General features: G+C 60.2%; 14 protein-coding genes. 5 read left to right on the top strand and 9 right to left on the bottom strand.

Annotation, left to right across the window (positions count from 1 at the left end; all coding sequences use genetic code 11):
- Window positions 1-5: 5 nt before the first annotated feature.
- The 7 genes from AB7951_RS03585 to AB7951_RS03555 form a co-directional block, all read right to left on the bottom strand.
- Complete coding sequence (locus tag AB7951_RS03585) at window positions 6-1577, bottom strand: hydantoinase B/oxoprolinase family protein (protein ID WP_120287010.1); 1572 nt, start codon at window positions 1575-1577, stop codon at window positions 6-8.
- Entirely contained in the window at window positions 1574-3574 is a 2001-nt protein-coding gene (locus AB7951_RS03580; RefSeq protein WP_439059819.1) for a hydantoinase/oxoprolinase family protein, read from the bottom strand. Before AB7951_RS03580 ends, AB7951_RS03585 begins: the two co-directional genes overlap by 4 nt.
- 74 nt (window positions 3575-3648) lie before the next feature.
- Window positions 3649-5256 carry an ABC transporter substrate-binding protein gene (locus tag AB7951_RS03575; protein ID WP_120287985.1) on the bottom strand — a complete coding sequence of 536 codons (1608 nt, stop codon included), beginning with the start codon at window positions 5254-5256 and terminating at the stop codon, window positions 3649-3651.
- 345 nt (window positions 5257-5601) lie between these two features.
- Window positions 5602-7077: a MocR-like pyridoxine biosynthesis transcription factor PdxR gene (gene pdxR / locus AB7951_RS03570; protein WP_439059820.1), complete on the bottom strand. Its 1476-nt coding sequence runs from the start codon at window positions 7075-7077 to the stop codon at window positions 5602-5604.
- A gap of 236 nt (window positions 7078-7313) precedes the next feature.
- Window positions 7314-8420, bottom strand: a complete 1107-nt coding sequence (locus AB7951_RS03565; RefSeq protein ID WP_175366332.1) for an ABC-type transport auxiliary lipoprotein family protein — start codon at window positions 8418-8420, stop codon at window positions 7314-7316.
- Between the two features lies 1 nt (window position 8421).
- Window positions 8422-9201, bottom strand: a complete 780-nt coding sequence (locus AB7951_RS03560; protein ID WP_120287014.1) for an ABC transporter ATP-binding protein — start codon at window positions 9199-9201, stop codon at window positions 8422-8424.
- A gap of 2 nt (window positions 9202-9203) precedes the next feature.
- Window positions 9204-10337, bottom strand: coding sequence for an ABC transporter permease (locus tag AB7951_RS03555; protein ID WP_439059821.1), 1134 nt, complete (start codon window positions 10335-10337; stop codon window positions 9204-9206).
- A gap of 438 nt (window positions 10338-10775) precedes the next feature.
- Between AB7951_RS03555 and AB7951_RS03550 the strand changes: the two genes are divergently transcribed.
- The 5 genes from AB7951_RS03550 (at window position 10776) to AB7951_RS03530 (ending at window position 15731) form a co-directional block, all read left to right on the top strand.
- Complete coding sequence (locus AB7951_RS03550) at window positions 10776-11174, top strand: translational machinery protein (protein ID WP_120287015.1); 399 nt, start codon at window positions 10776-10778, stop codon at window positions 11172-11174.
- A gap of 77 nt (window positions 11175-11251) precedes the next feature.
- Window positions 11252-13654, top strand: coding sequence for a phosphoketolase family protein (locus AB7951_RS03545; protein ID WP_199711960.1), 2403 nt, complete (start codon window positions 11252-11254; stop codon window positions 13652-13654).
- A gap of 9 nt (window positions 13655-13663) precedes the next feature.
- Complete coding sequence (locus AB7951_RS03540; protein WP_120287016.1) at window positions 13664-14863, top strand: acetate/propionate family kinase; 1200 nt, start codon at window positions 13664-13666, stop codon at window positions 14861-14863.
- Window positions 14864-14938: 75 nt separating this feature from the next.
- Window positions 14939-15163 (top strand): hypothetical protein, encoded by a 225-nt coding sequence (locus tag AB7951_RS03535; protein ID WP_147421566.1) that lies wholly within the window; start codon window positions 14939-14941, stop codon window positions 15161-15163.
- Between the two features lie 25 nt (window positions 15164-15188).
- A complete protein-coding gene (locus tag AB7951_RS03530) occupies window positions 15189-15731 on the top strand; it encodes a GNAT family N-acetyltransferase (protein WP_120287017.1) in 543 nt (180 codons plus the stop codon).
- 131 nt (window positions 15732-15862) lie between these two features.
- Here AB7951_RS03530 and AB7951_RS03525 read toward each other — a convergent pair whose 3' ends face one another.
- Both AB7951_RS03525 and AB7951_RS03520 read right to left on the bottom strand, forming a co-directional pair.
- Window positions 15863-16606: an ABC transporter ATP-binding protein gene (locus tag AB7951_RS03525; protein ID WP_439066018.1), complete on the bottom strand. Its 744-nt coding sequence runs from the start codon at window positions 16604-16606 to the stop codon at window positions 15863-15865.
- Window positions 16557-17291 carry an ABC transporter ATP-binding protein gene (locus AB7951_RS03520; RefSeq protein ID WP_175366339.1) on the bottom strand — a complete coding sequence of 245 codons (735 nt, stop codon included), beginning with the start codon at window positions 17289-17291 and terminating at the stop codon, window positions 16557-16559. Before AB7951_RS03520 ends, AB7951_RS03525 begins: the two co-directional genes overlap by 50 nt.

Genomic DNA, 17291 nt, shown 5'->3' with positions numbered 1-17291 from the left:
GTGCATCACGCGTGGCCATAGCCGCCGCCGCCGCACATCTCGATGGTGATGACATCGTCCCGTTGCAGCACGAGGTTCGACTTGCCCTCGACGTCGATTACCTCGCCGCCGCGCGTGAGCGTGAGGCGCGCGGTCTTGCCGGGTGCGCCGCCCTTCAAACCGAACGGGGGAATAATCTTGCGCTCGACACAACTGGTCAGATGCATGCTGGGGGCAAGGATGCGGTAGCTGCGCACGACACCGTCGCCGCCCGGATAGGCGCCTGCCCCGCCGGAGCCCCAGCGGATCGCCTGCTGCTCGACGCGAATATTGTAGTTGGCCTCGATGGCCTCGGCCGGCGTGTTGGAGGTGTTGGTCAGGTGCACGCGGGTCGCCGCGCAGCCGGCCCGGTTGTACCGCGCGCCCTCGCCGCCAGCATGGACCTCGTACAGCATCTTCCAGGAGCCATCCTGCCGCGGCTCGGCGAAAGAGAGCATGCCGGACGTGGTGGCGCCGCCCGACGACAGCCGCTCCGGAATCACGTCCTGCATGGCCAGGAAGATCGCATCGACGATGCGCAGCGAGGTCTCGTGATTGCCTGCCGCCACCGGTGCGGTGAGACCGGGTTCGAAGATCGAACCCGGTCGGGTGATGATGGTGAGCGGACGCAACGCGCCGCCATTCTGCTGCATATCGCGCCCGCTCATGATACGCGCGCTATAAGCCACCGCGGATTTCGCGATGAAGGACGTCGTATTGCAGAAATTCGAGACCCGATCGCAGCTCTCTGAGAGATCGAAGGTCGCCTCGTCGCCTTTGATCGTGATCTTCACATGGATGCGGGCCGGCTCGTCACCGGGGCCGCCGTCATCGAGGAAATCCTCGCCTTCATAGACGCCGTCAGGTAGCCCGAGAATGGCTTCGCGCATCTCGGCTTCGGAGAGATCGTGCAGCCGCGACAGCGCCGCCACGAACATTGCCTTGCCGTGCTGCTGACACAATTCGACGATGCGCTTTTCGCCGGCCAGCGTGCAGGCGATCTGGCCGAGCAAATCGCCCTCGCAGGATTCCGGATCGCGCACATTGACCTTCAGGAACTGGACGATGGCATCGCTGACACCCGCCGCGGTGGCGATCTTGATCGGCGGAATCCGCAGTGCTTCCTGAAAGGTGTCGATAGCCTTGGCGAGATAGCTGCCCGGCCATGTGCCGCCGATATCGGGCCAATGCGCGAGGCTGACGGCAAAGGCAACGATGTCACCCTCGAAGAACACCGGACGGACGACTTTGACGTCGTTGAGGTGATTGCCGCCGAGCGCGCCGAGATTATAGATCAGCACATCGCCTTCGCTCAGCGAAGCAGCCGGCACGACCTTCAGCAATTCGCGGATCGTATAGGCCATGGCGCCGAGATGGACCGGGATGTCACGGCCCTGCCCAACCAGTTCGCCCTGCGCATCGGTAATCGCCGAGGACAGATCGCCGGCCTCGCGCAGCAGCGGCGAGCGCGCCGAGCGTGTCATCACCAGGCTCATCTCTTCCGCTGCGGCCGACAAGCCATGGCGGATCACTTCGACGGCAAACGGGTCGAGCTTCATGTTGCCACCTTCGCGAGATAGAGATTGCCGTTGCTGTCCGGCGCCGCCTGCCATTGCGGCGGGAGGACTACGGTGGACCACGCGTCTTCGATGATCGCCGGACCGGTCACGACGGAAGTCATGGCGCTGCGATCGATCACATCGGTCATGACGTCCAGAGCGCCATCGAATGAGCAGCGGCGCTTGGGGGCCACCGCCGTGCGCAACACTGTTGTCGGGCGACTGACTTCGGTGGTCGAGGGCTGCCGCGCCTGCGCGCGGACGGATTCGATCACGCAGCTCTCGTTGGTCGCGTAGCCGAACAACTCGCGATGCTTGACGAGAAAGTCCTGCCGCAATTTTTCAGCATCGAGCGGCATCGTGAAAGGCACGGGGATCGCATCGGCCTGCGCCGCATAGCGCATCAGCGCAACCAGCTCGACCTGGATGGAGTCGCGCGGGATCGCATTGGCGAGCAGAGGCACGAGGGTCTGCTCGACCAGCGCTTCGATGCGCTGCGTGACCTTGGCCAGATCGATGCCGTCCAGCGCCACGCGTAACGTCTGCTGCTGTAGGAAGCTGAAATCCGCAGTCAGACATCCCAGCGCGGAGAAGGCGCTGGACGCAGCGGGCACCACGATCTCTGTGATCCCGTAGAGCTCGGCGAGGCCCGCCGCATGCATCGGGCCACCACCGCCGAAGGCCAGTAGCGTGCAATCGCGACCATCGATACCGCGTTCGACCGTCACGCGGCGCAGTGCCCGGGCCATGGTGGCATTGGTGACGCGGATGATACCAAGTGCGGTTTCGGTAAGGCTCAGTCCAAGTCCTTGCGCGATCGGCTCGATGACACGGGCTGCGGCATCAACATCGATGCCGATGCGGTCGCCTAGCTTGGTTTCGGGGTTGAGATAGCCGAGCAGCGCATTGGCATCGGTGATGGTCGGCTTGGTGCCGCCACGGCCATAGCAGGCCGGACCTGGCTCGGAGCCGGCACTTTCCGGCCCGACGGTCAGACCGCCTGCGCCCGCGCGCACGATGGAGCCACCGCCGGCGCCAATGGAATGCACCGCCAGCATCGGCTGACGCAGCGGGCGATCGCCAAGCATCTTGCCGTCGGCCATCTCCGCCTGGCCATCGACGATCAGGCAGACGTCGGTGGTCGTTCCGCCCATATCGAAAGTGAGCACGCGGGATTTCTTGAGCTGGCGCGCGATGCTGACCGAGGCCGCAACGCCGGCGGCCGGGCCGGACATCGCCATCACCAGTGGACGGCGCTTGACGGCCGAGATCGGGATCATCGCACCGGCGGAGTGAAACACCTGCAGGCCCGGACCGATGGGCAGGCGCTCTTCAAGCTCGCTCAGATATTCCACCGCAATCGGCATCGCCGCTGCATTGAACGCCGTCGACGACGTGCGCTCATACTCGCGCGCCTCGGGATTGATCTCATGCGATAGCGAGACATGTGGCACGATGTCCTTCAACCGTTCGGCCAGCATCTGTTCATGGACGGGATTGGCATAGGCATGCAGCAGCGAGACAGCGACGCTTTCCACGCCAGTCTCCTTCAGCCAGGCGATCAGGCGCTCGATTTCGGCTTCGGCCAGTGGCCTCAGCACCTGGCCCTCGTGATCGAGGCGCTCGTCGAGCGCGAAGCACAATTCACGCGGCACCAGCGCCTTGGCCTTTGGCGCGATATCCAGGCGATAGAGATCGCGGCGACGATAGCGCGCGATCTCAAGAACGTCCTCGAACCCCTTCGTCGCGATCAGCGCGATCTTCGGCAAGCGCTCCTCGACAATCGCATTGGTGATCCGGGTGGTGCCGTGAATGAAGCGCTTCACGTCGCTCTTGCGCAGACCAACAGCCTCGATGGCTTCGAGCATTGCCTGCACCGGCGCGTGGGGGCGCGACGGCACTTTGGCGATCCGCGTCTCTGACGTGTCGCGCCGGATGGCGATGATATCGGTGAAGGTGCCACCGATGTCGGTTCCGATTTCCCAGATATTCGTCACGCGCGTTGGTCCCGCTTTCGTTCAGGGCCGGCGCTGCAGCACAAGGGCTACATCGTCGGGTCGTTCGTCTTCGCTTACTTGCGGGCGAGATCGCGGAAGTCGACTTGGCGGTGAAACCAGTAGGTGTAGCCATCGAGTTGCGGGATCATCACGGCGTCCTGGTTAGCCTGCCACAACAGCACCAGCGGAATTTCCTTGACGTATTCCGCGATCATCTGCTTGCCCATCTCGTCATACTTGGCCTGATCCTGCTCGAACCGAGCCTGATTGGCCAGTTTCACCACCAGCTCGTCATTCCAGGAGCTGTAATTCCAGCGCTGGTTACCGGTGAAGAAATTGCGGAAAAAGTAATCGGTGGTCGGCAGCCAGGCGGTGGAACCTTCGGTGAAGAACGGCAGCTTCTTCTCGGTGATCTGCGTCGACATCTGCGAGTCCGGCAGCTTCTGCACGTCGACCTCGATGTTGAGCTTCGCCAGCGCCTCCTTCAGCAGCGCCGCCATCGGCTCGGTGACAGCGGCGGAGCCGACATTGATGCTGAAAGTGGTCTTGAAGCCCTTCTCGAAACCGGCTTCAGCCAGAAGCTGCCTGGCCTTGGCCATATCGGTCTTCGCCGGCATCGGCTGCGGGAAGTCGCCATTCGGCGGCGACGTCCACGATGCACCGAACAGTGGAAAGCCACGCTTGAAGATCGCTGCGCTGAACATGTCGTTATAGGGTAGCGCCATGGCGATGGCCTGACGGACCTTGAGATTGTCGAACGGCGCCATTTGCGTGTTAAAGGCAATCATGGTGAAGCCGTTGGTCTGCGGTGACGACTCCACCTTGACCTTGCCGCGCTGCTGCAGCGACGGTACGTCGCTGGCCTGCAGATCGATGGCGATGTCGGCATCGCCCTTCTCGATCAGATTGGCTCGCGTGGCGGGATCGCCGATGGTCTGTTCGATGACGCGCTTGAAGTAAGGCAGCTTGCCGTCACGGCCGCTCTTCCAGTTCTCATTGCGCTTCAGGATCAACTGTTCACCCGGCTTAAACATCTCCACCGTGTAGGCGCCCGAGCCGGCGGTGTTGGTCTTCAACCATTCCTGAGCCCAGGGATCCTCGGCTGTCGCATGCTGCTTCGCGAGCTTGCTGTTGAAGATCGGCGCCAGCGGCGTGGCGAGATTGGCCAGCGCCAGACGATCCGCTTTGGGTAGTGTTACAGTGATCGTGCGATCATCGACAATCGCGAACTGCTCGGCCTTGGTCAGCGATCCCGTGCCCATTTGCCCTGCGGCAATGGATTTGGCCGTGACCGCACGATCGAGCGACCATTTCACGTCTTCTGCGGTGACGGGCGTGCCATCGTGCCACTTGGTATCGCGCAGCTTGAAGGTGATCTTCAGCCCGTCCGGGCTGACCTCATAGCTCTCGGCCAGTTCGCCGCGGATCTTGCTGCGGTCGAATACCCAGACGCCGTTTTCGTCGCGCTTGCGGTCGAAGGCCACAAGGCGGTCATAGATGCTGGTCGAGACGCCAAAGGCCTCACGCGTCGCGCCCGGCGTGGTGGGGTCTAGCGTCGGGATATTGTTGCCGGTCACCTGGCGCAGGGTCTCGGCCCGCGTCTGCGCCTGTGCCGCCGCTGGCGTGAGCGCCATCAGCAGCACACTGCCCGTCAATCTCAACAAACGCCCGCGATCAGCCATCATCTGCCACCGTCCCCTGTCGAACCTTGTTCTGCAAAATCTTGGCGCATCGCGCGCATCGGGATAGAGCCAGACTCGCTGGAAACGACTAGGCCAGATTGCCGGACGCATTGTAGCGCGCGAGCGAGACGCCAAGGTGCTTGGTTACAGTGCAAGCGCTGCACGCGAATGCAGCAACGATCTCATCTGCGCAACGATCCATTCAGATGCAGGATGTGCAGCAGTTGTCGCGCCGTCAATGGTTCGACGCGATCGCGCCTCTGCGGCAGCCCGGAGCTACCCGCCGAAGACTGACCAATTCGCAGGCGCGCAGCCATTGCCGGGAAACGCATATGGCGGATCGGATTATTTTTTTGCTGCAGACGGCTCCACACCGAGAATCTGCGCCATTTTCGCGATCAGGCGCGTCGCATCGGTGGGCTTGAGGCGACCATAGCCCAATACGAGGCCGGCATAGATCGGCGTCTCCAGATGGTTCTGCGATAGCGGCTGCACGTGGAGACCCCCTTGCTTCAACAGCCGTGCCGCCTCCACATCGCTCATCCGTGCCTTCAGGCGCTCGGTGAACAGAGCGACCAGATGAAGACCGGTTGCACAGGGAGCGACGGTGAGATCATCAGGCAAATACTGACGGATCGCATCCATCAGGGCCTTCTGCCGCTCCGCATAGACTTTTCGCATGCGGCGGAGATGGCGCAGCAGATGGCCCTCGCGCATGAATTCGGCGAGCGCGCGCTGACCGATGCCGGAACTGTGCACGTCGATGCGCGCGCGGCCTTTCGTGAATATTTCGACGAAGCGCTCCGGCGCGACGATGTAGCCTAAGCGCAAGCTGGGCATCATGATCTTGGAGAAGGTGCCGAGATAGATCACGCGCTGCTCGCAGTCGAGCGACTTCAGCGACGCGATCATGCTGTCCTGATGCCGGAACTCGGAATTGTAGTCGTCCTCGACAATCCAGACGTCGTTGCGATTGGCCCAGTCGAGCAATTCCAGCCGCCGCTCCAGCCCCATGCTGACGCCGAGCGGATATTGATGCGACGGCGTCACCACGATCAGCTTCGCATTCGGCGCGCGGCGAATGCCCTCGGTGACGCACAGCCCCTTGTCGTCCACCGGTATCGGCACCAGTTTACCGCCCGCCGCTGTCAGCGACCACTGCGCCTCGACGAAGCCCGGTTCCTCCACCCAGACTTCGTCGCCATGATCGAGGATCATGCGGCTGCACAGGTCGAGCGCGCTGGAAGTGCCCGAGGTCACGACGATCTGCTCAGGTGTGCAGACGAGACCACGTACCGCGCCGAGGAAATCCGCGATCTCGCGCCGAAGTTCGGGAAGCCCGGCGGGGGACAAATCGAGGCATTCCTCCTTGTCGGGGTGCTGCGACGTCTGGCGCAGCAACCGCGCCCAGTCGCCGAACGGAAAGGTCGAGATATCGGGCGCACCGGGGCTGAAATCGGACGCCCAATTGGTCTCATAGGTGAAGCCAATCAGCGACTGCCAGCGCTGAGAGATGGGACCGGCGATACGAGAGGTATCCGCAGACACGTCCACCGGCGATGCCGCGTTGCGGCTCACTGCGGCGACCGAGACACCGCCGCGCGGCATCGATTCCAGATAGCCTTCGGCGTAGAGGATGTCCCAGGCACTCAACACCACCATGCGCGAGCAACCAAGCTCGCGCGCAATCTCCCGCGAACCGAGAAACTGGGTGCCCGCCGGCAGCGTCCCGTGCAGAATCCCGTCGCGCATCTGCGCCGCGATTTGCTGGGGCAATGCAACTGACGAAGCCCGGTCAAGACGGATGCCCGCCAGCGACATCCGCCTCCTCTGGCCAGTGGAATTCTGCATGCGAAACGGGGCCCGGACAAACGATCAAGATGAATGCGACCGAACACGTAGCAGCACGGAAGGCTGGACGTCCACATCGCCCGTACAACCCCGATGGCCGAGCTCGCCAGGCGCCCTGCACACGGGTTGAGATCGGAGCCAAGACGCTTCCAGCCGCTAAAATCTCGATCGCAAAGCGGACAAGCCAACCATTGCTGATTCCGAAGTCAGAAACTCTGGGTAGTCCAAGAGACGAGCTCTTTGGCAAGGCTTGAGAAAGCGGAGTCGAAAGCCCGAACGGTTCCTGGTGCATCCAGCTTTTCGATCCTCTGGCTCTGGCGAAATATCCGTGAAGCCATGACCTTTCCATCCTTATCCAGAATCTTTGTAGACAACTCAATTTCTGCCGCAGGTGTTTCATCAGGCCCAACGTCAAATCGTCTGACATCGATCAAAAGCTGATAATCGGGCTGAACGCCGTCCAGCGGCCGCGTGGGTGCATGTGTTACGTCGTAGTTTTCGAAACTCTCCAAGATCTTCGCCTGGATGAGCTTGGGGATGCTGTCTGCCCACTGCGCATCGGGGAAGGCCGCCGTGTCCTTGGGCTGCGAAAACAAGAATCGTTGCGTCTGCAAAAGGACGACAGCTGTTGGCTCGGGTATCGCGAACTGCCCCTTAAGTATTTTGGTTGGTGCCGGGAAATCAACAGCAGCGCGAAGATTATAGGTCACCTTAGATACCGGAGAAGCGCCGCCGCCCGTCATTCGCTCCAGACCGCTGACAATTCCGTCGAGCTTTCCAGTGTTGCGAGCGAGTCCTTCTGAGAACACTTGAAGATTGGCGATCGTGCTTTTGAGCGGCGCGGCATTGTCCGCCAGAACGCCGTCGACCCGCCCAAGGGCATCGCGTGCCGCTTGTGTCATACTGCGGCCAGCGCCGGGTTCGGCTACCAGCATCGTCACGGGAGCGGAATTCGTCAACAATTTACCTCCCTCCAATGCGATTACCGGCACCCCCGTCAGTCCCTGGAAGTCCAATCCCACCTTTGTGTCACGGCGAACGGGAGTGGTGTTCACAACCGAGATGCTTGCATTGACGCGACTGGGGCTATCGGCCGCCAAATCGAGACGCGTCACCTCCCCTACGCGAATGCCGTTAAAGAGCACCGCGGCGCCCACCAGCAGACCCGGCACAGAGCCGTCGAACTGAATCTGATAGGTAGTCCGCGGACCTGAATTTCCGGTGCTATGCAGCCAGAATATAAAGCCGAATACCGCAGCGATAGCTGCGAGAACGAATGCGCCGACGATGACGAAAGGAGCGCGCGTTTCCATATCAAATCGCCTTTGGTTGGAGCATGAGGGAGCGCTTGCCGTGGAAATAAGCCTTAACCCATGGATGCTCGGATCGAAGCAGCTCGCTCATCGGTCCGATCGTGACGATTTTTCCATCAGCCAGGGCGGCAACGCGATCACAAACGGTATTCAGACTGGCGAGATCGTGCGTGACCATGAAGACCGTGAGTCCCAGCGTCTTCTGCAACGTCTTGATCAGCGTATCGAAATCGCCAGCTGCGATAGGATCGAGGCCGGAAGTCGGTTCATCGAGAAAGACGATGGCCGGATCCAGCGCCAATGCGCGTGCAAGCGCGACTCGCTTTGTCATGCCGCCGGAAAGTTCCGACGGAAACTTGGCACCGTCTTCCGGCGCGAGACCCACCATTTCCAGCTTGGCACTCGCAATCTCGGTCATGAGCTCGTCCGAGAGCGTTGCATTCTCGCGAAGTGGAAACTCGACGTTCTGCAATGCCGTAAGTGACGAGAACAGTGCCCCCTGCTGAAACAACACTCCCCATTTTGCAGCGACATCCCTTGTCCGGCGCCCGGGCGTCAGACCGATATCGCTCCCCATGACCTCGATCTTTCCGCTATTCCGCTCAATCAAACCAATCACGGTCCGCATCAGCACCGATTTCCCGCCACCGGAGGCACCGACCAGCCCCAGGATTTCGCCGCGCCGAACATCGAGTGAAAGACGATCGATGACGATATGGCGACCGAAACCGACAACTAGGTCCTCAACATGAATGGCAAGATGTGTATCTGTCTCCTGCATCGCTACATTCCTATCGATGCGAAGAACACGGCGAATAGTCCGTCGAGAACGATGACGAGAAAGATCGATTTGACGACGGATGTCGTTGTTTGTTTGCCTAGGGATTCAGCGCTCCCTTTTACGCGGAGCCCCTCACTACATGCGACGATCCCGATCACCAGCGCCATGAATGGTGCCTTGATGATACCCACTTCGAAATGCGTCACCGAAATCGCCTCATGTAACCGGGCTATGAATGTTACCGGCGACATTCCCCCATAAAACCATGCGACGAGGCCTCCCCCGTAAAGCGCCGCGACCGCCCCCACGAAGGCTAGGATCGGCAACGCGACGATCAACGCGACGACGCGAGGCAGGATCAGCACATCGACCGGATCAAGACCCATCGTCGATAGAGCATCAATCTCCTCGCGCATCTTCATGGAGCCCAGTTCAGCGGTGTAGGCGCTCCCGGATCTTCCGGCGACCATGATTGCAACGATCAAAACCCCGAGTTCACGCAACACCAGGATCCCGACCATATCGACTACATATGCCTCCGCGCCGAACTTGCGGAAGTGGAAGATACCCTGCTGTGCGATGATGGCACCGATCAGAAATGTGATCAGGACCACGATCGGGAGCGCCTGCCAGCCAACCCGATAGATCTGGTACACCAGCGATGTCAGCCGAAACGATCTCGGGCGGCGAAGCACACCGACAGCGGCCAGGCAAATCGCGCCGAGCATTTGAAGGAAAGCCGACAGATCCAGAACTGCAGCCAGCGCCGCCCGACCCAGCATTTCCAATCTGTCGGCGATGGAGTTACGCTCTGTGGGATCCGGATTACGTCGTCGATTGACCTGTCTCAATTCCTCGATCAGATCGATATAGTCTTCTGCAGCTCCCACAATGTGCGCGCGTTGGCCGCCGCTGGCCAAATGTCGCGATAATCGCTCGATCAGCCAAGCGCCCAACGTGTCGAGCTCCCGGACGCCGGACATGTTCACGGTTACCGACCGTGCCCGCGCGAGCTGCGGCGCTATGCTGGCAGATAGTTGCTCCAGAGTTGCCGCATTGACGACGGTCCAACTTCCTGTCGGGCGTAATTCGAGCTCATCGCCACTGGCGCTGGCTATCAGCAAAGGTGCACTCACGACGATCTCCTGCGCTTATGCCAAAATAGGCCAGTGGAGGCGCCATCGAGCATCGTCAGCAGGACGACACGCGGGTTGAAGTGGAGGCCACATGTGGGGTGACACGGATCGCCCTCAAATCATACAACGAAGTTCCTTCTGCCTGATCACCGGAACGAAACTCCGTTTATCGTCGGCCTGTAACTTATCTTCGGAACTTCCGCCGCTCTGGCGGTTTGGATGAAGTGAACGAGGTCATCACGCGCGTTCTGGTCTTTTTCAATTAGATCGTTTCTGACGTGACGGCTGTTTGACGTATGTCAAACGGCCGCTCGCCGTTTGCCGTACTGTTCTGCGACGACATTCTGCAACAGCAGGCATGTACCTCGCTTCTGCAGAGGATAACACGGCTGCAAGAGCAAGTTAGATGCGAAAGCAAATCGCAAACAAGGAAACAGGATGCATCATTATCATGCGGTCGTTTGGATCGACCATCGCGAAGCGAAGATATTCCATGTCGGCCTCACCGGGACAGATCAACTCGATCTTCATCCGACATTCGAGACACGCCACATTCATCACAAGGCCAACGAAATCGGAAGCGGTCATGTCCACGAAGACAAGGGGCTGATGAAAGACGTGGCGGGCGCGGTGAGTGATGCCGGTGAGATTCTGATCATTGGTCCGGCGCAGGCGAAAGCCGAACTGGCGACCTATCTGCGAGAGCATACGCATATCGGCAGCCGCATTGTCGGCGTCGAGGCCGTTGACCATCCCACCGATGGCCAAATCGTCGCTTACGCAAAGAAACACTTCAAGATCGGCACATTGCGCGGCGACGCGCCCGCAAGCCGCTGAAATTTACGGCAAAGCTATTGCGAATATTGGCGGCAAATATTTTGCCGCTGCGCGGCGACTGGATCAAGGTGCAGCATATGCCACGTTATGGAGAAGCTTTCCTCAGTACCGGCGAGGTGCAATTGATTGATCGCTATTGGCGCGCCGCAAATTACCTGTCGGTGGGTCAGATATATCTGCTCGACAACGCCCTGCTGCGCGAGCCGTTGCGCAAGGACCACATCAAGCCCCGGCTGCTCGGCCATTGGGGAACCACGCCTGGGCTAAACTTCATCTACGCGCACCTGAATCGCGTTATTCGAGCCCACGACCTCGACATGATCTATATCTGCGGCCCCGGCCATGGCGGCCCGGGGATGGTAGCAAATACATATCTGGAGGGTACCTATAGCGAGGTCTATCCGGACATTACCCAGGACGAGGACGGACTGCAGAAACTGTTTCGACAGTTCTCGTTTCCGGGCGGCATTCCCAGTCATGCGGCTCCGGAAACTCCCGGTTCCATCCATGAAGGCGGCGAACTCGGCTATGCGCTGGTGCACGCCTATGGCGCAGCCTTCGACAATCCCGACCTGATCGTCACCTGTGTCGTCGGAGACGGAGAAGCGGAGACAGGCCCCCTCGCCGCGTCATGGCACTCCAACAAGTTCTTGAGCCCGAAGCATGACGGCGCGGTACTGCCCATTCTTCATCTCAACGGTTACAAGATTGCCAATCCCACCGTGATGGGACGGATGAGCGACGACGAAATACGCCATCTGTTTCATGGCTACGGTCATGAGCCGATGTTCGTCGAGGGCAGCGATCCTGCCATGATGCACCCGCTGATGGCTCACACGCTGGAGCGCGCGATCGACAGGATTCGCGCGATCCAGGCTTCCGCTCGTAACGGTCGCGCAACGGTGGATCGGCCGAAATGGCCCATGATCGTCATGCGCAGTCCAAAGGGCTGGACCGGCCCCAAGGAAGTCGACGGCTTGAAGGTCGAAGGTTTCTGGCGCGCTCACCAGGTACCGATTGTCAATCCGCGCGGCAATCCCGAACATCTCAGTCTGCTCGAAGAATGGATGCGCAGCTACCGGATCGACGATCTGTTCGACAAAGCCGGCCGGCTGCTACCTGAGTTGCAGGCTCTGGCGCCGCAGGGGCGCCGGCGCATGGGAGCGAATCCTCATGCCAACGGCGGTTTGCTGAAGCGCGAGCTGAAGCTGCCCGACTTCCGCGACTACGCCATCGATGTTCCCCATGCCGGCGGGACCGAAGGCGAAGCGACCCGCGTGATGGGGCAATTCCTGCGCGACGTCATCAAGCTGAACGCAGCTGCGCGCAACTTCCGCATCATGGGTCCAGACGAGACAGCATCCAACAGGCTCGACGCGGTATTCGACGTGACCGAGCGCGTCTGGATGGAAGGAATCGAGCCGTATGATGTCCACCTCGCCCAGGACGGCCGGGTGATGGAAGTGCTCAGCGAGCATCTATGTCAGGGCTGGCTGGAAGGCTATCTGCTGACCGGCCGCCACGGGCTGATGTCCTGCTATGAGGCCTTCATCCACATCGTCGATTCAATGTTCAATCAGCATGCCAAATGGCTGAAAGTGTCCCGGGCGCTGCCCTGGCGACGCCCCGTTGCCTCCCTGAACTATCTCCTCACATCCCATGTCTGGCGCCAGGACCACAACGGCTTCAGTCATCAGGATCCGGGCTTTGTCGACCTGGTTGCCAACAAGAAGGCCGACATCGTCCGGATCTACTTCCCGCCGGACGCCAACACACTGCTCTGGATCACTGATCACGTGCTTCGGACGTATGATCGCATCAACGTCATCGTTGCCGGCAAGCAACCCTCGCCGCAATGGCTCGGCATTGAGGAAGCTGCGACCCATTGCGACGCTGGGATCGGTATCTGGCCTTGGGCTGGCACCGAAGATACAGGCAGCGAACCAGACGTCGTGATGGCCTGTTGTGGCGACGTCCCTACCCTGGAAACCATGGCTGCGGTGGACCTATTGCGGCAAGCCGTACCCGACCTGAAGATCCGCGTCGTCAACATCGTCGATTTGATGACGCTGCAACCCAAGACACAGCACCCGCACGGACTGGATGACCGCGACTTTGATGGCATGTTCACCCGGGACAAGCCGGTGATCTTCGCCTTTCACGGTTATCCCAACCTGATCCACCGCCTGACCTACAGCCGCGCCAACCATGCCGGCATGCATGTACACGGCTTCGAGGAGGAAGGGGCGACGACCACGCCGTTCGACATGGTGGTACTGAACCGGCTCGACCGCTTCCATCTCGCCATCGATGTCATCGAACGCGTTCCTCGCCTCGGCATCACAGCAGCGGCGATCAAGCAGCGGTTTCGCGACAAGCTGCTCGAGCACACAACTTATGTGCGCGCCCATGGCGAAGACATGCCGCAGATTCGCGATTGGAGCTGGCCAGACCACTTCACCAAGCACACCGCCGACTGAGGACAAGCGATGCCTGATGCCGTCCTTGTCGTGAATTCCGGCTCCTCAAGCATTAAGCTTGCGCTATTCGATATCGTATCAGATGGAGAGCCGAGATTGCTCTGCCGGGGGAGTCTGGACGAGCACGACGCCGAGCCGCGCCTGACGATCAAGGAGACCGACGGGGCTATTCTCTATGATCAGCATCGCAAGGTCGCGGACGGCCACGGAGAAGAACTGCTGCTTGATGCGTTGAATTGGATCGATGGCTACCTTGCCAGTGACGATCTGGTTGCAGTTGGTCATCGCGTGGTCCATGGCGGATTGGCCTTCGCAGCGCCGGTCCGATTGACGGGATCGATAGTCAATGAGCTTGAAAAGCTGACACCGATGGCGCCACTGCATCAGCCACGCTGTCTATCGCCGATACGTGCGATCATGACCGAACGGCCGGAACTGCCCCAGGTTGCCTGCTTCGACACGGCGTTCCACCACTCACTTCCCGCCTCCGCCACCCGCTTTGCCATTCCACGCCAGCTCCATGACGTCGGCATCCGCCGCTATGGATTTCACGGCCTATCATTCGAGTTCATTGCCGAACGATTCCTGGAACTCTCACCATCTCCCGACGAGAAACGATGCGTTGTCGCACATCTGGGCAGCGGCGCCAGCCTGTGCGCCATGCGCGATGGCAGCAGTATCGACACCACGATGGGTTTCACGCCGCTCGACGGCTTGGTGATGGCGACCCGCTGCGGCGCCATTGATCCCGGCGTGCTCCTCTATCTACAACAACAGCGTGGAATGTCGGCAACCGACCTCGAAAACCTGCTCTATCGAGAATCCGGGCTGCTTGGAGTGTCGGGACTATCAGGCGACATGCGAGCACTGCTCGCAAGTGAAAGCCCGTATGCCTCCGAAGCCATCGATCTGTTCGTGGATTCTATCGCCAGACAATCGGCGATGATGGTCAACAGTCTTCATGGTCTGGATTGCCTGATCTTCACCGGCGGGATTGGCGAGCACGCGCAGGAAATTCGACGGCGCGTTTGCGAGCAGTTGAGCTGGTTAGGTCTCGCCCTCGATTCAGACGCAAACGATGCAGGATCCGCATGCATCAGCACTAGGCATAGCAGTGTCGAAATCCGGATCATTCCGACGAACGAGGAGTTGGTCATCGCGCGTTATTGCGTAAGGAACCTAGCTGATGGCCTCTCCGATTCAGCCTAGGACACCGTCTCCTTCAAACTACCGAGAGACATTCGACGGGCTACCCGTCTGCACCATATAACCAACGAGGTCCCCATGATAAATCTTGAAACATACGCGCATGGCATCAGGGAAGCTCTGGACGAATGCCACGAGCACATGTCGCCTATGGAAGCTGGCGAACTGCAGATCGGCAAGCGCGCCACCGGTGGCGACTGGCAGGACATAACGGCCGAGACAGTCGATCGGCACAAGAAGATGATCACCACTTACGAAGGTATTCTGAAGGTGCTTTCTACCAAGCTGCAGGGCGGTTTTTAATGCAGGATCAGGCCACGAGCCACACATGAACGCGGTCGGTGGATCAACTCGTCCTTACCCGGTCGAATGGGAGCGACATCTCGTTCTCAATTCTGACTGGAGAATTTTTACGCGGCCGATTACGGCGGCGGATGAACCTCTGGTTCTGACGCTTCTCTCCCGCGTTAATAAGGGCGATCTCAGGCTTCGCTTCTTTGGTGCCATCAAAGAATTCTCCCACCCGTTTCTCGTAAGCTTGACGCAGATTGATTACGCTAAGGCCATGGCGTTCATCGCGTTCGATGAGGCGAGCCAGGAGCCGCTTGGCGTCGTCAGGATGCATCGCAAAGAAGACGGCGTTTCCGGTGAATATGCCATCCTCCTTCAATCGGACCTCAAAGGCAGAGGGCTCGGTTGGGCTTTGATGCAGTTGATTATTGAGTATTCCCGCTCCGAAGGGCTTAAACAGATCGTTGGCCAAATCATGCGCGAAAACACGATCATGCTTCAAATGTGCAGAGAGCTGGGTTTCGAAGTCATGGCCGACACAGAAGATCACGGAATTTATGATGTCACTTTAAACCTCTGAGTAAACGGAGCGGCTGCAACTCGGCATCAGAAGCATTTCATGATGATGTCCGCTTTGTGCCAAACGCGGACATTATTCACCCTGAAACGAAGGCTGCAAAAAGAAGTAGGTGCCAGCGATCTCGCTTGGTTCTAAGGCGCCAAATACTGCAACAATCGTGGATCGTCGCGAATCTCGCCGGCCGAACCTGTCAGCGCAACCCGGCCGCGATCCAGCACGTAAGCGCGGCTCGCGACCCGAAGCGCGAGATCGAGATGCTGCTCGACGATGACGACGGCGATGTCCTTCGCCAGCAGGATCAGGCGCTCGGTAATTTCCTCGATGACACCGATCCAGACGCCCTCAGTCGGCTCATCCAGCAGCAGGATTTTGGGATCGGACAGCATGGCGCGCCCGATCGCCAGCATCTTGCGCTCACCGCCGGACAATGTGCCGGCAAACTGATCGAGCCGCTGGCCGAGCTTGGGGAAAATCTCCAAGACCCGGTTGACTGCCCCGCTGTCGCGATTGGTCAGCGCGCCGACTGCGAGATTGTCTCGCACCGAGAGTTTCGCGAACACCGAATGTTCCTGCGGGACATAGCCGACACCGCGGCGGATGCGCTGCTCGGTCGGCAGTTTGCCGACATCGCGGCCATCGAGGCTCACGGCACCGCCGAGCACCGGCAACTCACCGACAATAGCCTTCATCAGCGTGGTTTTGCCGGCGCCGTTGCGGCCGAGAATGGCGACGCCGCCGCGCCACGGCACGCTGAGCGTAACGCCGAACAGCACCTGGCTGCGGCCGTAACCGGCATCGAGCGACTGGATATCGAGGAATTTATCGTCAGGCACGGCGGAGATAGACCTCCTGAACTTTGGGGCACGACTGCACATGCTGCACCGTGCCGGTCTGCAGGATCTGGCCCTGATCCAGCACGGTCAGGCGGTCGCAGATATCGCGGATGAAATCGAGATCGTGCTCGACGATGACAAGCGAACAACGCGCCTTGATCGGCTGCAACAATTCGCCGGTGACGCGGCGTTCTTCCAGGCTCATGCCGCCGGTCGGCTCGTCGAGCAGCAGGAGCTTGGGCTCGGGTGCCAGCGCCATGGCGATCTCGAGCCATTGCTGCTGCCCGTGCGACAGCGCGGATGCCGGCTCGTGGGCGCGATCGACAAGGCGGAACTGCTCCAGCATCGCCATCACCTTGTCATGCAGCACGCCGCGAGTGCGCGACAGCGCGAGATTGAGCAGCGATGTCTGCGCCTGCAATGCCAGCAGGATGTTGTCGTAGAGCGTCAGCGCCGGCAGCACGCTGGTGATCTGGAATTTCAGGCTCATGCCGGCGCGGGCGCGCTCGGCTGGCGAGGCCTGCGTGATATCGCGACCGCCGAAAGTGACGGTGCCTTGCGTCGGTGTCTCGGCGCCGGCGATGCATTTCATAAGCGTGCTCTTGCCGGAACCATTGGGTCCAATCAGGCCGTGAAATTCATTGGCAGCGATGGTGAGATCAGCGCCGTTCAGCGCCGTGAGCTTGCCGAATATCTTGATGAGGCCTTTTGCTTCCAGAAGCGCCAT

This window comes from Tardiphaga sp. 285_C5_N1_2, assembly GCF_052076065.1.
GTDB classification, from domain to species: Bacteria; Pseudomonadota; Alphaproteobacteria; order Rhizobiales; family Xanthobacteraceae; genus Tardiphaga; species Tardiphaga robiniae.
This window is presented reverse-complemented; position numbering and strand designations above follow the sequence as displayed.

Excerpts from the sequence above, each read along its gene's own strand:
- AB7951_RS03585 (WP_120287010.1), bottom strand. The coding sequence starts at position 1,577 with ATGAAGCTCGACCCGTTTGCCGTCGAAGTGATCCGCCATGGCTTGTCG.
- AB7951_RS03575 (WP_120287985.1), bottom strand. The coding sequence starts at position 5,256 with ATGGCTGATCGCGGGCGTTTGTTGAGATTGACGGGCAGTGTGCTGCTG.
- pdxR (WP_439059820.1), bottom strand. The coding sequence starts at position 7,077 with ATGTCGCTGGCGGGCATCCGTCTTGACCGGGCTTCGTCAGTTGCATTG.
- AB7951_RS03565 (WP_175366332.1), bottom strand. The coding sequence starts at position 8,420 with ATGGAAACGCGCGCTCCTTTCGTCATCGTCGGCGCATTCGTTCTCGCA.
- AB7951_RS03560 (WP_120287014.1), bottom strand. The coding sequence starts at position 9,201 with ATGCAGGAGACAGATACACATCTTGCCATTCATGTTGAGGACCTAGTT.
- AB7951_RS03550 (WP_120287015.1), top strand. The coding sequence starts at position 10,776 with ATGCATCATTATCATGCGGTCGTTTGGATCGACCATCGCGAAGCGAAG.
- AB7951_RS03545 (WP_199711960.1), top strand. The coding sequence starts at position 11,252 with ATGCCACGTTATGGAGAAGCTTTCCTCAGTACCGGCGAGGTGCAATTG.
- AB7951_RS03540 (WP_120287016.1), top strand. The coding sequence starts at position 13,664 with ATGCCTGATGCCGTCCTTGTCGTGAATTCCGGCTCCTCAAGCATTAAG.
- AB7951_RS03535 (WP_147421566.1), top strand. The coding sequence starts at position 14,939 with ATGATAAATCTTGAAACATACGCGCATGGCATCAGGGAAGCTCTGGAC.
- AB7951_RS03530 (WP_120287017.1), top strand. The coding sequence starts at position 15,189 with ATGAACGCGGTCGGTGGATCAACTCGTCCTTACCCGGTCGAATGGGAG.
- AB7951_RS03525 (WP_439066018.1), bottom strand. The coding sequence starts at position 16,606 with ATGTGCAGTCGTGCCCCAAAGTTCAGGAGGTCTATCTCCGCCGTGCCT.
- AB7951_RS03520 (WP_175366339.1), bottom strand. The coding sequence starts at position 17,291 with ATGGCGCTTCTGGAAGCAAAAGGCCTCATCAAGATATTCGGCAAGCTC.